Genomic DNA, 13282 nt, shown 5'->3' with positions numbered 1-13282 from the left:
ATCCGAACATTCTGATGATAAAGGAGCACGATGCGATGAACGAGCTTACCATTATCGAACGGACAACAACGAACCACGGCGAATTGCAGTTGCAACAACGCGGCTTTGAATATGAAGTAATTAGTAATGGCACGTTTCTAATGGCTACCTATAACGGTGAATCAGAACGCGAACTCGTCAGATCCCCTCTCAACTTATTAACAGGGGATAAACGCGTACTTATCGGAGGACTCGGCGTCGGTTTTTCTTTGCACGAAGCTATTTCTGACGAGTCTGTCAGTCAAGTTGATATCATCGAAATTGAAGAAACGATTATTCATTGGAACAAAGACTACTTAGCCCCTTTAACAAATCACGCCATATTCGATGACCGGACACGCATTATTCATGCTGATCTCACACAATGGATCTATCATACTGACAATACATATGATGCGATTTGTCTCGATATCGACAATGGACCGGATTGGACGGTATATGACGACAATCAATCACTCTATCAACCAAAAGCGTTAAGCACACTACATGAACGCTTAAACCAATATGGCGTCATCGCTTTTTGGAGTGCGCATGAATCTGACCACTTCTATACGCAACTCACCCACTATTTCAACCATGTCCAAACCGTTTTCATCCCACAACCTAAAGGAGCTGATGATGTGATTTATTTAGCACAAAAATAACATCAACTTAGTCAGGTTATCTCACTTGAACTCACGCTTATACTTACAGTAAAATAATATCATGACCAATCAGTCATATAATGACCAAATGGTCGAAAACAATCGAAGTGAGGCGAAGAATCATGTTTTTCCATCCAATGGATATCCTTATATTTGCAGCGCTTGGCCTAGCGATGTGGGCACAATCTAAAGTAAAAAGCAATTTCCAAAAATGGTCCCAAGTCCAAGCTTCTGCTCGGTTAAGCGGCGCACAAGTTGCAAGGCGCATTTTAGATGCACACGGATTGCACCATGTTCAAATCGAACGATCTGGCAAAGGCGCGTTGTCTGACCATTATGACCCTCGGGCTAAATCCGTCCGTTTATCAGAGCCTGTTTTTAATGGGCAGTCGATTTCATCATTATCCGTTGCAGCTCACGAAGTTGGTCATGCGATACAAGACTCAACGAATTATTCCATGTTACTGTTGCGACACAAATTATTCCCAGCAGCGAATATTGGCTCACAACTAGCCCCATTTCTATTAATTGGTGGCATTTTACTAGAAGCGATGAATTTAGTGACAGTTGGTATTGTTCTGTTTTCAGCCGCTGTCTTATTCCAACTCGTTACGTTACCTGTTGAGTATGATGCTAGTCGCCGGGCGAAGAATCAACTCGTGCAACTCGGTATGATCTCAAGCCGTGAAGTAAACGGCGTAGGCAAGGTCTTAAACGCAGCTGCTTTAACATATGTCGCCAGTACACTCATGGCCGTGTTTGAATTAGTGAAATTCATTATGATCGCCCGAAGTCAAAACTAAAGGAGTGACGAGAGTTGAAGCTGTTAACACCAAAGAATGCTTCACCCCATGTCCAAGAGGGGTTTAGCGAGATGGAACGTTATTTATCACCGCTACTGAAAAAGAGTATCATCTTTTCAATGATCGCATTCCCATTGATTACAATTTCGGTTTTTAACTTAATTTATTTATTAACGACCGTCCCGATTAATCGTGATACGATGCTTATTATTGGCGTGCTCGCTGTCCTAGGTGCTATCGGAATGGCTCTTTTTAAAGAATCAATGCATCACAATCGTTCATTGCAACAACAAAGTTTTGATTTTATCAAATCACGCATTCAACAAAGTGAAGTCGTCCCAGAACAAGCCATTGTTCGTTATATCAGAGACTTAGACACCCAGCCTAGTCGTGCCTATCAAACATTCCAAACGTTTTTACAACACGAAGAAAGGCTGACCAACTATGACTGATAAAGAGCAACTCATTTTAAACAATGCGATTAAATTGTTCTCATACAAAGGGTTTTCACAAACATCGATGCAAGAGATTGCCGATGAAAGTCATATGGCTAAAGGGTCGATGTATGCTTATTTCAATTCAAAAGACGCCTTACTATTCGGGGCGTTAGAATATTATTTTGACCGTGTTTTGTCGCGAATTAAGTCGATAGAGGAACCGAAAAAACCCTACGAACGATTTGTTAGACAGCTCACGATCTTTTTCGAAAGTGTTGTCGAACACCGTGAATTTATGGAACTGCCTTATGAACAAGGCGGCCATTTTAGCGAATCAATACGGCAAGTGATTCGAGAGAAGAATGCTGATGTCCATCAATTTTATATGCAAGGATTACAAGCTATTTATGGACCTCACGCGAAATCGTTTGTCTATGATTTGGCGATCATGTTAGAAGGCATGATTCGAGCTTATATCCCTGTCATGATTCATTCAGATTCACATTATGATATGGCGTCATTAATCCGCTTCGTTATGCAGCGAATCGACGATGTTTTTCACGGGGCTATGGCGCGCGGAGACATGCCATTTTTAAATGAAATCCAAGTAAAGCATTTATTGAAGAAAGCTCACGACCAACATTTGTCTTGGCGCGAGGCGATTGAATTGCGATTAGCAAAACTAGAAGAAGTCATTGCCACATTAGAGCATTCGGGCGACTATCAAGTGTCGATCGATGTCATTCGCGACGAATTAACTCGCAAACAAACACGAAAACCTGTTATTATAGGAATGTTATCGAACCTATCAGACATCCCGCACGCCCATCGCTACGTCCATGAAATTGATATGGTACTGCGTGAAGATGTGGGGTATTAAGATTTTAAAGGAGTGCTTCACATGACCTATTCACCACACAAAGATATATGGATCGGAGTTCTTTGGTTTGGGTTGATCGGAACAGCGTTAATCTGGACCTTTTTCACCGATGAGTTCCTACTGTTATCGATTAGTATTATCGCTCTTCTAGCAGCACTTTGGGTCTGGTTCACAACACGTTACCACGTTGAAGAACGCGATTTAATCATCCGATCTGGTCCGTTCAAGAAATCAATCGACATTCATGACATCGAGCAAATCCGATTAATTCGTAGCATTAAACTGTCACCCGCCTTGTCGATCACTAGACTTGAGATTACATATGGGTACGATCTTCAAGTCGTCCGTGTCGCGCCTGCTGACAAAAGCTTGTTCGTCAAACAACTGATGTCGATTAATCCAGACATTGAGTTTGAATAATGACGATAGTGCTAGCAAATTGAGACGTTTTGATGCAACCTTTCCAACCGTTGCACCAACTTTAAAAACTCTTGCATCATTTGTCAGAGTCCTTGAACCAAACGAGATCCATCTTGCTGCAAACACATCTATTTTTGAATCAAAAAAAGTTGGCACTCAATTGAGCGCCAACCTTTTTTTAGCTTTCAAAATTATTGTCGACTAATTTGACTAAAGCATCGATGGCTTCTTCTTCGTCGTCGCCTTCTGCTTTAAGTCCAATCGTCGTCCCTTTTTCGATACCGAGCGTCATAACGCCTAAAATACTTTTCGCTTCGGTTTCTGTTCGATCGTCACCTGTCACAATTTTAATGTCAGATGAGAATTTGCTCGCTTCTTGCACAAATTGCTGTGCTGGACGGGCGTGTAAGCCTGTTTCGTTTTGAATCGTTACTTCTACTTGCTTCATGACATGTCCTCCTTATGCATCAAGCGCTGCTAGCAACTCATCACTCGACGATGCATCTAATAGCTTCTGACGAAAGTCTTCGTGCATGAGTTTTCGTGAAAGTTGGGATAGGATCTGCAAATGCTCGTTCCCTGCTTGTTCTTCTGGAATCGCGATCATAAAGACCGCTTTAACTGGTTTGTCATCTAATGATTGCCAATCGACTTCATTATTTAAGCGTGCAAATGCAAGGCCTGGTTCTTTTACGCCTGACGATTTACCATGTGGAATCGCAACGCCAAAACCAATACCTGTGGACCCTTCTTGTTCACGATTTAGCACCGCTTCTTTATAAACGGCTGCATCTTGTACAACGCCTGTATTTTGCATCACTTTAATCAATTCGTCAAGACTTTCATCTCGAGAATTTGCATCAACATCTAATAAGACATGCTCTTCTTTTAATAATTGTTTTAAATCCATTATCATCGAACTCCTTTGTAATCTTGCTGTTTAGGCTTCTGTAACTTGTTCAGGTTTTTTCTTAAATAGCGCGACGAGTACAGCTGTTACAACAGCACCAATTGCAATCGCTAATGCGTATAAGAAGACGTTTGTCACGGCATTCGGTACAAATAAGACGAACACACCACCGTGAGATACACGTAGTAATGCGTCAAACGCCATCGTTAGAGCACCTGCTGTTGCTGAACCAACGACTAAAGCTGGAATCACTCGGAATGGGTCAGCTGCCGCAAACGGGATCGCCCCTTCTGTAATGAATGAGATGCCGAGCACACTAGCCGCCTTACCAGCTTCACGTTGTTCCTTATTGAATTTATGCTTCGCAAATACAGTTGCTAACCAAACACCTAATGGTGGTGTCATACCAGCTGCCATAACCGCCGCCATTGGGCCGTATAATTCACTTGCAAGTAGTCCTGAAGCAAAGGCGTACGCTGTCTTGTTAACAGGACCACCCATATCAACAGCCATCATCGCACCTAAGATTAGACCTAATAGAATCGCGTTAGCACCAGACATCGACTGTAACCAATTTTCTAATCCTGTCATCATTGCTGCTACTGGATCGTTAATAATATAGAATAACAATAGACCAGTGATTAACGTAGAAAATAACGGCATAATCAAGACAGGCATAAGCCCTTCGAAGTTTTTCGGGACTTTGACGAATTTCTTAATCGCAAGTGTCACATAACCTGCTAAGAAACCACCTATGATACCACCTAGAAAACCAGTGCCCACATCATCCGCAATCAAACCAGCAACTAAACCAGGTGCCAAACCGGGTTTATCGGATATGGAATACGCAATAAAACCAGCTAAGACTGGAACTATCATCGAGAACGCTAGACCACCAATTTGACCAAGATAAGCCGGAAGCGATCCTTCTTCTGGCGAATTTTCTACACCAAATGCGAATGATATAGCTAGTAACAAACCACCCGCTACGATCAGTGGAATCATGAAGGACACACCATTCATTAAGTGCTTATAGAACCCTGTTCCTTCATTCTTCTCTTGTTTACTAACTTGTTCGTCATGTTCATCAGATGACTTCTCTTCCATGTTTAGCGCACGGTCAATTAATCCATCTGCGTTTTTAATCGCTTCACTCACGCCGACACGGATAATATTTTTCCCCGCGAAACGTTCTTCATCAACGTTCGTGTCAACTGCCAAAATAATCGCGTGTGCTTCACGAATTTCCTCTGCTGTTAATTCGTTTTCAGCCCCTACACTACCTTGTGTTTCGACTTTCATATCGACGTCTTTTTCTTTTGCTGCTTGATCCAACGCTTCAGCTGCCATATACGTGTGTGCAATACCCGTTGGACAAGCCGTCACAGCCAATAACTTCTTCATGTTTCTAACCTCCCTATTTTAGTTAAATCTATACTTTCAACAGTGACAGACGATACATGGGTTTGGATTTCATCTAAGGTGCAAACCGTCGTCCCTGCTTTTGACGCTGTAATGGTTCCAGCTGTTGTCGCCCACTTCGCTAATGTTTCGAAATCATAACCTTGAGTTAAGGCGTAAACCATGGCACCCACCATCGAATCACCTGCACCGACCGTACTTTGGGGTGTGATCGGAAACGGTTTGACGAGGTAAGCTTGATCTTCATTTATAAACAAAGCCCCGTCACCACCAAGTGAAACGACAACCATGTTAACGCCATCTGCAACAATGTCACGACACGCTTGAACAATCGATTCAGTGGATTCAAACGTTGTGTCGTATAACTCCTCTAATTCGTGAATATTCGGCTTAATGGCGAACGGTTTTGCTCGCAACCCTTCTTTCAAGGCTGGTCCACTAGCATCTAAAATCGTTTTGACACCATATTCATGCGCAAGATTAATGAACTCTTTGTATTGATGATCACCTATTCCACTCGGTGTACTCCCGCCTAAAACAACATAAGTCGTTTCCGGCAAGAGGCTCGTTAATTTCTCTTGTAAGGCTTGTAAATCATTATGATCCACGGTAAAACCAGGTTCATTAATTTCCGTTGTCACACCTTGCGACTGATCAACAATTTTCAAATTCGTGCGAACGTCACCTGTTACTTCTTGAAAATTGTGATGGATGTCTAATTGATCTAAAGCGTGGCCAATCGTTTTCCCTGTGGAACCTGCCGTAAACCCAGTCGCATGAGGTGTTATATTAAGCTGCTTTAATACTTTAGCGACATTAACCCCTTTACCGCCCGGGTCTAAAATCGGCATAGTCTCTAAACGATTCAACCCACCCACTTGAAACTCTGATAAAGAGATCGTTTTATCTAAGGCTGGATTGAGTGTCACTGTTAACGGTTTTGTCATGTTTTATCCTCCTGAAGCTTGGCGATTTCCAATGTCACCCCACGTTGGTCAAATTCAGCAATATACCGACTATCCACGTGCTCATCTGTAATACAACGATGAATGACATCGATATCGGCAAATTTTGCAAAAGTGACTTTATCGAACTTGCTATGATCTGCTAAAACGATGACATCTGATGATTGTTCAATCATGAGCCGTTTCGTAGATGCTTCGATTAAGTTCGGCGTTGTTAAACCATCTTTCAAATCAACGCCGTTCGTGCCGATGAATGCTGTGTCGACATGTAAAAAGGATAGCGTTTGATCCGTCAACGGGCCGACTAACGCTTGTGTTTCGTGACGAAGCCTTCCACCAGGCACGATCACTTCAAGCTGGGGTGAATCTTTTAACAACTCTGCATGCACGACGGAATTCGTTACGACCGTTAATGATTGAAATTGTTTGATTTCGTGGATTAAAGAAAGCGTCGTCGTCCCTGCATCGACTAAAATCGTATCGCCTTCTTGAATATAACGAACGGCTTGTTTGGCAATTGCTTGTTTCTCGTCTAAAAACCGATCTGCCTTCTCTGTAATAGTCGGTTCAAAGTTAACGCTTTCAATCGGAATCGCTCCACCATGCGTTCGCTTAATACGGTGCTCTTGTTCTAGTTCACTTAAATCACGCCGTATTGTAGATTCCGACACATTAAATGCATTACATAACTGCTGAACAGAAGCGCGATGATATTCCACAATATAATTGTGAATCAGCTCTTTCCTTTCTTCACTATATAGCAAATCCTAGCACCTCCTTTTTGCACGAAATGATTATATCTGATTGATTATTATCTGTTTGACTGATTGATTGTGATTGATTATGATTATAATAGATCGTGAAAGCGGTGTCAAAACATTTTGTTCCAAAATGAACTGATTATACATGACGGTTTGCGATAAAATTTAATCAAGGAGTTGATTGAGTATGACTGAAATTAATGGAATCGGAGCGTCCAATGGTGTCCAAATTGGAAAAGCGTTCGTATTACAAAATCCTGATTTAACAATTAACGATAAACAAGTAGACGATCCACAAAATGAAAAGCAGCGTTTAGAGGATGCTGTTGAACGAGCCAAACACGATTTAGAGCGCATTCAACAACACGTCGAGACTGAAATGGGCTCAGAACACGCAAAGATTTTCGGCGCGCATTTGCTCGTGTTACAAGACCCTGAGCTAATCAACGCTGTTCATCAAAAGATCGATAAAGACCATGTATTAGCTGAAAAAGCATTAAATGACACAGCAAATCAATTCATCTCGATGTTTGAAAGCATGGATAATGACTATATGAAAGAACGCGCAGCTGATGTTCGTGACGTATCAAAGCGTGTTATTTCTTATTTATTAGGTGAACCACTCGTTACGACGAGCGATATTACAGATGAAGTGATTTTAATCGCGCATGACTTATTACCGTCAGATACAGCGCAACTGAACCGCAATTATGTGAAAGGAATCGTGACCGATATCGGCGGGCGGACATCCCACTCCGCTATTATGTCGCGCTCCATGGGCATTCCAGCTGTCGTCGGTACATCTGAGGCCACTCAGACAATCGAAGCCGGCATGACGGTTATTATTGACGGAGAAGCAGGCGATGTGATTGTTAACCCAACAAATGAGCAGTTAGAGGATTATGAAGCGAAACGCCAAAAAGAACAAGCAGAGGCTGAGCAACTAAAACAACTGATCGGCCAATCATCCACAACTGAAGACGGCCATACGGTTGAATTAGTCGCAAATATCGGCTCGACTAAAGATTTAGGGACAGTCACCGAAAATGACGCTGAAGGCATCGGGCTATTTAGAACAGAGTTTTTATACATGAACCGCGATAGCCTCCCAACAGAAGAAGAACAGTTCGACGCTTACAAAACGGTATTATTTACCATGGGCGATAAACCCGTCGTCATTCGTACATTAGATATCGGCGGTGACAAAGATCTACCGTATTTAGATTTACCAGAAGAACTGAATCCATTCCTCGGCTTCCGAGCGATTCGATTATGTTTAGAGCGCGATGACTTATTCCGCGTGCAATTGCGTGCCTTACTCCGCACAAGTGTGTACGGTAACTTGAAGATTATGTTCCCAATGGTGGCAACGCTTGAGGAATTCCGCCAAGCGAAAGCATTGCTAGAGGAAGAGAAACAATCATTACAGGATGAAGGCTACGAGGTTAGTAATAACATTGAAGTCGGCATCATGGTTGAAATTCCATCCACTGCTGCCTTAGCTGATCAATTTGCTAAAGAAGTCGATTTCTTCAGTATTGGAACGAACGATTTAATCCAATATACAATGGCTGCTGATCGTATGAATGAACATGTAAGCCATTTATATCAACCGTATCACCCTGCAGTCCTTCGTTTAATTAAGCAAGTGATTGATGCGTCGCATGCTGAAGGAAAATGGACAGGTATGTGCGGTGAAATGGCTGGTGATGAAGTCGCCATTCCGATTTTACTCGGTCTTGGTTTAGATGAATTTAGCATGAGTGCATCGTCACTTCTACCAGCACGGAAGCAACTCTCACAATTGAATAAACAAACGGTAACAGATGCAGCGACGACCATCTTAAATCAACAAACAAACGAAGCAGTCAAAGATTACGTTACTGATCAGTTTCTTAACTAAAAAAAGTGCGGCCCTAAAGCCGCACTTTTTTTAGTTATTTCATTTTTCCTTTAATTTATCTCATAACTAAGGCCAGTTATTTCAAAACTAGCCTTAGTTATTTAAAAAGTTAGGTAGATTATGAGATAAGTTACGCGTTGCTTATTTTTTGGCCCTCACGCTTACTAATGCGTGTCATAACGAAAGCAAGGACGAGGCCTAATAACGAGAATAAGCCTGCTAGGAAGAATGACGCGTTAACGCCTTGTAATTCGCCTTGCACACCACCGCTTGGATCCGCTAATGTTACCATCACCGTCACCATGAGCGCTGTACTAATCGCACCAGACATTTGACGGAATGTATTGTTCATCGCTGAACCGTGTGCAATCAAGTGTTCAGGCAACACATTTAAGCCAGCTGTTGTCACAGGCATCATCACCATCGCAATACCGAACATCCGAACCGCATTCACAGCGACTAAATACGTATAAGATGTCTCAGGCGTTAAGATAGAAAACATAAAGGTTGTTACCGTCGTTAACGTTAAACCAATGTATAACAACCACTTTGGCCCGAACTTATCAAATAATCGTCCGGTAATCGGATTCATCATGCCCATCAAAATCGCACCTGGCATAAGCATAAACCCAGCTTCAATAGGTGAGTAACCTAATGTATTTTGCATCATAAGTGGTAACACAATCGCGCCACCGATCATCGCGAAAAAGGCTGTCATACCGATGACCGTCGCGATCGTGAAGATTTTATATTGGAAGATACGGAACTCTAATATCGGTTGTGGTAGCTTCAACTGACGCGAAATGAAAATCGCAAGCGTAATCGCACCGACAATCATCGATACATAGACATCCGGTGAGCCCCAACCTTCGTTACCAGCAACACTGAATCCGTATAATAAACCACCGAAACCGAGTGTCGATAGAATAATAGATAGCACATCAATTTTCGGAAAGTCGCGTTTCGTGACGTTTTTCAAAATAAAATAAGCCACAATTATATCAATAATAGCAATCGGTAACACAACCCAGAATAAACTACGCCAAATAAATTGTTCGACTAACCACCCTGATAATGTCGGACCAATTGCTGGTGCAAAGGCGATAACTAGACCGAATAACCCCATGATTTGTCCGCGTTTTTCAATCGGAAAGATCAAAAAGATAATCGTCTGCATAAGCGGCAAAATAATACCCGCACCTGCAGCTTGTAAAATACGTCCACCTAATAAGAATGCGAAATTCGGTGCTATGGCACACAATAATGTACCTATCGTAAACGACCCAATCGCCGTTAAAAATAAAGCCCTCGTCGTAAACCTGCCGATTAAAAAGGCGGTAACAGGGATCATCACGCCGTTTACGAGCATAAAGATCGATTGCAACCACTGAGCTGTCGCTTCATCAATCTGTAAATCTGTCATAATATGGGGAAGAGCTGTCCCGAGTAATGTTTGGTTTAAAATTGCGACAAACGCGCCCGAAATGAGTACCATCATTAACGGGGCACGTTTTATGTTTTCGTTTTCTTGTTGTTCCTCTAATGCCATGCTAAACCTTCTTTCTTTAGTTAATCACCAACATTTAATCATACCAAAAAAATTTCGGTTTGCGAAATATTTTGCTTAAGATTTTAATACACAATAAAGCACCGCTTTTAGCTTAACAAGCGGTGCTCAATCACTTGATCGAACGGGGCTCCCTCATCGATCATGTCTTCATTTTGTAGATACGTAAACGTAAAATAAATCACAAACGCCATAATCACCACGATGCCGACGATAATACCGACGATCGTTTTCCCTTTTAAATTCATGTGATCACCCTCTTATTTAGTTGCTACAAACGATATAACGGTTGCGTCAGAATTAGGCTCTTGCGCCAACTGATAATCCGTAGCTAACACGACGGATTGAAACCCAACCCTTTCCAACATAAGTCGCATTTCTTCTACGCCATACCATTTATTATGAACACGTTCTAGCTCTGCTTCGACTAATTGGCTACGGTGCCAACGTTCATATTTAGCATGTGTTTTCACAAATTGATGCACGTGATCAATCGCGACCACTTTATCCTCTTTCGTTATCACATCACCATCTAAAGTGTCCCATTCATTTGTCTCGACCTGACCGACACTTTTCGGTTGAACGATTTCCAAATCAACAATCAACCTACCACCATCAATTAAGTGGTGATAAAACTGTTCTAATGCTAGCATAGCTTGTGACCACTCTTCAATCAATTGAAAAGACCCTCGAGACACCACAATCGCATCATAAACGACATCGACCTGTAACGTATGCATATACCCTTGAAACAACCGCGCTGGCAGACCCCCTGCTTCTAAGTAGTCTTTACACAAATCTAATCTATCTGTGAAAGCGTCCATACCATCTACTCGGAAGCCTGCTTCAATTAAGGGTATCATCACACGACCATTCCCGACAGCTGGCACTAAAATACGGCCTGGTACACCTTCTAATAATGATTGATAAAACGTAACATCATCATATGACGCTCGGACGGGCTGATTTAGATCTAAAATTTCTGTCGCCATCGTATCATAAAACCCGTACATCAAATCGCTCCTTATCGTTTATACTGACTACCTTTTTTTGACTTCAATTGTTTCATTCGTTGACTGACTTTCGATTGTTGTTCAGTCGTTTTTTGTTCATCTTTCATGATGTGTGTCACGGCACCATCTTCAATCGTTAATTGTAGCCAATCACCTTCCGCAACGTCTTCAGGTAGTTCTGAAATGCCGATATGATACGTCGTACGTTCTGATTCAACGAGAATGACAGCTGTATCCCCATTCACTTCATCTAACACACCGCGTACCACTACGACTCACCTCCAACACAAGCTAATCCTTCTGCTTGAATGTCGCTAATACGTCCATCACCTATACCATTAATACGCGTTAATTGTGACACAGAATCAAATGGCCTTAACTCAATTAAAGCTGCCGCACGATCAGGACCAATATGCGTAATCGCCTGTAACTGTTCAGACGAAGCATCATTAATATTCACACAATCACCTGTTGTCGTTTGCTCTTCACGGTCTTGATTCGTTTGTGTACCATCACTCGCACCACGTTCCACTTCGCCGTCATGTTGCGTCTCAACTGAAATCGATTCACCATCTGTAGTGACCGTAACAGTCCCGTGTACATCCGTTCCATAAAGATCAACATCTGCAGCACGCACCCGTTCAATCACTTCATGATGAGGGTGGCCATAACTGTTTTGAGCCCCAGCAGAGTAAATCGCGACCTCAGGATTGACTGCTTGTAAAAATTGAGCCGTCGTCGATGTATGTGAGCCGTGATGTCCAAGTTGTAGCACGTCACCTGCCAGTTCCACACCGCCAGACACCATACTCGCTTCACTCGATTCTTCTGCATCACCCGTAAACACAAACGACGTCTCACCGAACGTCATTTTTGTTGATATCGAATCTTGATTATAATCATCAGTCAGCTCACGTGGATGAAGAACGTCAATCTCTAACGGCCCAATATCATACGCCTCGCCCGCACGTGGCTCTTCATAGGCCACATCCGCTTCGTTTATCGTGTCGACTAAGCCGGCAAATGTTTCAGACGTCCCTTCATTTCCAGTCAACCAAACTTCTTCGACATCAAACTGATTTATAATACGATCCAGTTGGCCAATATGATCGGCATGAGCATGCGTTCCAATCACTAAATCAAGCGCCTCGACATTTAAATCATTCAAATAATAACTGACATCATCCGCATCCCAATCCCCTGCATCAATTAGCACGCGATACGATTCATGTTCAGTTCGATATTTCAACAACGTAGAATCTGCTTGACCAACATCAAAATAATGAGCCGTTAACTCTCCATTAACTGCTTCAGACGTTGACTCATCATTCTCGCTTTCGGTCTGCTTTGACTCAGCCTCTTTTTCACCACTGACATCCGATTGTTCGTCGTCAGTTTGTTCCGCCCCATCTGTCGCATCCGTCGATGTTGAAGAGTCTTCCGTCAAACCACAACCAACTAACAGTACAGACATGACCACACTCATCACGACGATTTTCCCTTTAACAATCATACAAA

Annotated in this window: 16 protein-coding genes; 6 read left to right on the top strand and 10 right to left on the bottom strand. The window is 42.4% G+C overall.

Going from position 1 to position 13282, the window contains the following annotated elements; all coding sequences use genetic code 11:
- The first annotated feature begins 35 nt into the window (after nucleotides 1-35).
- From ABID56_RS11070 to ABID56_RS11050, 5 genes are all read left to right on the top strand, one after another.
- Nucleotides 36-683, top strand: coding sequence for a spermine/spermidine synthase domain-containing protein (locus tag ABID56_RS11070; RefSeq protein WP_354221171.1), 648 nt, complete (start codon nucleotides 36-38; stop codon nucleotides 681-683).
- A 122-nt stretch (nucleotides 684-805) separates the two neighbouring features.
- Nucleotides 806-1486: a zinc metallopeptidase gene (locus ABID56_RS11065; protein ID WP_354221169.1), complete on the top strand. Its 681-nt coding sequence runs from the start codon at nucleotides 806-808 to the stop codon at nucleotides 1484-1486.
- Nucleotides 1487-1500: 14 nt separating this feature from the next.
- The gene (locus ABID56_RS11060; RefSeq protein ID WP_354221167.1) at nucleotides 1501-1938 is read left to right on the top strand and encodes a DUF5392 family protein; all 438 of its coding nucleotides are present in this window, start codon (nucleotides 1501-1503) and stop codon (nucleotides 1936-1938) included.
- Entirely contained in the window at nucleotides 1931-2803 is an 873-nt protein-coding gene (locus ABID56_RS11055) for a TetR/AcrR family transcriptional regulator (RefSeq protein WP_354221165.1), read from the top strand. Before ABID56_RS11060 ends, ABID56_RS11055 begins: the two co-directional genes overlap by 8 nt.
- A 21-nt stretch (nucleotides 2804-2824) precedes the next feature.
- Nucleotides 2825-3223 (top strand): PH domain-containing protein, encoded by a 399-nt coding sequence (locus tag ABID56_RS11050; protein ID WP_354221163.1) that lies wholly within the window; start codon nucleotides 2825-2827, stop codon nucleotides 3221-3223.
- Between the two features lie 178 nt (nucleotides 3224-3401).
- On the opposite strand, the gene ABID56_RS11045 is transcribed toward ABID56_RS11050, so the two are convergent.
- From ABID56_RS11045 to ABID56_RS11025, 5 genes are read right to left on the bottom strand one after another with little or no spacing between them, the layout of a single operon-like run.
- Nucleotides 3402-3671: an HPr family phosphocarrier protein gene (locus ABID56_RS11045; protein WP_354221161.1), complete on the bottom strand. Its 270-nt coding sequence runs from the start codon at nucleotides 3669-3671 to the stop codon at nucleotides 3402-3404.
- Between the two features lie 12 nt (nucleotides 3672-3683).
- Nucleotides 3684-4133, bottom strand: coding sequence for a PTS sugar transporter subunit IIA (locus tag ABID56_RS11040; protein WP_354221159.1), 450 nt, complete (start codon nucleotides 4131-4133; stop codon nucleotides 3684-3686).
- Nucleotides 4134-4163: 30 nt separating this feature from the next.
- Nucleotides 4164-5537 (bottom strand): PTS fructose transporter subunit IIC, encoded by a 1374-nt coding sequence (locus tag ABID56_RS11035; protein WP_354221157.1) that lies wholly within the window; start codon nucleotides 5535-5537, stop codon nucleotides 4164-4166.
- Nucleotides 5534-6502 carry a 1-phosphofructokinase gene (gene pfkB, locus ABID56_RS11030; protein WP_354221155.1) on the bottom strand — a complete coding sequence of 323 codons (969 nt, stop codon included), beginning with the start codon at nucleotides 6500-6502 and terminating at the stop codon, nucleotides 5534-5536. The genes ABID56_RS11035 and pfkB overlap by 4 nt, the downstream gene beginning before the upstream one ends.
- Complete coding sequence (locus tag ABID56_RS11025) at nucleotides 6499-7284, bottom strand: DeoR/GlpR family DNA-binding transcription regulator (protein WP_354221153.1); 786 nt, start codon at nucleotides 7282-7284, stop codon at nucleotides 6499-6501. The genes pfkB and ABID56_RS11025 overlap by 4 nt, the downstream gene beginning before the upstream one ends.
- Before the next feature lie 184 nt (nucleotides 7285-7468).
- Here ABID56_RS11025 and ptsP point away from each other — a divergent pair, with 184 nt between their 5' ends.
- Nucleotides 7469-9184, top strand: a complete 1716-nt coding sequence (gene ptsP, locus ABID56_RS11020; protein ID WP_354221151.1) for a phosphoenolpyruvate--protein phosphotransferase — start codon at nucleotides 7469-7471, stop codon at nucleotides 9182-9184.
- Nucleotides 9185-9314: 130 nt separating this feature from the next.
- Here the strand turns inward: ptsP and ABID56_RS11015 are convergent, their stop codons facing one another.
- The 5 genes from ABID56_RS11015 to ABID56_RS10995 form a co-directional block, all read right to left on the bottom strand.
- Nucleotides 9315-10733: a DHA2 family efflux MFS transporter permease subunit gene (locus ABID56_RS11015; protein WP_354221149.1), complete on the bottom strand. Its 1419-nt coding sequence runs from the start codon at nucleotides 10731-10733 to the stop codon at nucleotides 9315-9317.
- Between the two features lie 107 nt (nucleotides 10734-10840).
- Nucleotides 10841-10999 carry a hypothetical protein gene (locus ABID56_RS11010; protein ID WP_354221147.1) on the bottom strand — a complete coding sequence of 53 codons (159 nt, stop codon included), beginning with the start codon at nucleotides 10997-10999 and terminating at the stop codon, nucleotides 10841-10843.
- Nucleotides 11000-11011: 12 nt separating this feature from the next.
- Nucleotides 11012-11764, bottom strand: a complete 753-nt coding sequence (locus ABID56_RS11005; protein ID WP_354221145.1) for a class I SAM-dependent methyltransferase — start codon at nucleotides 11762-11764, stop codon at nucleotides 11012-11014.
- An 11-nt stretch (nucleotides 11765-11775) separates the two neighbouring features.
- Nucleotides 11776-12033: a DUF3006 domain-containing protein gene (locus tag ABID56_RS11000; RefSeq protein WP_354221143.1), complete on the bottom strand. Its 258-nt coding sequence runs from the start codon at nucleotides 12031-12033 to the stop codon at nucleotides 11776-11778.
- On the bottom strand, nucleotides 12033-13277 hold the full coding sequence (locus ABID56_RS10995) for an MBL fold metallo-hydrolase (RefSeq protein WP_354221141.1): 1245 nt from the start codon (nucleotides 13275-13277) through the stop codon (nucleotides 12033-12035). The genes ABID56_RS11000 and ABID56_RS10995 overlap by 1 nt, the downstream gene beginning before the upstream one ends.
- Between the last annotated feature and the right edge of the window lie 5 nt (nucleotides 13278-13282).

The sequence above is a fragment of the Alkalibacillus flavidus genome, from assembly GCF_040545925.1.
Lineage (GTDB): Bacteria > Bacillota > Bacilli > Bacillales > Alkalibacillaceae > Alkalibacillus > Alkalibacillus flavidus.
The sequence above is the reverse complement of the archived record's forward strand: the minus strand, read 5'-3'. Positions and strand labels throughout refer to the sequence as shown.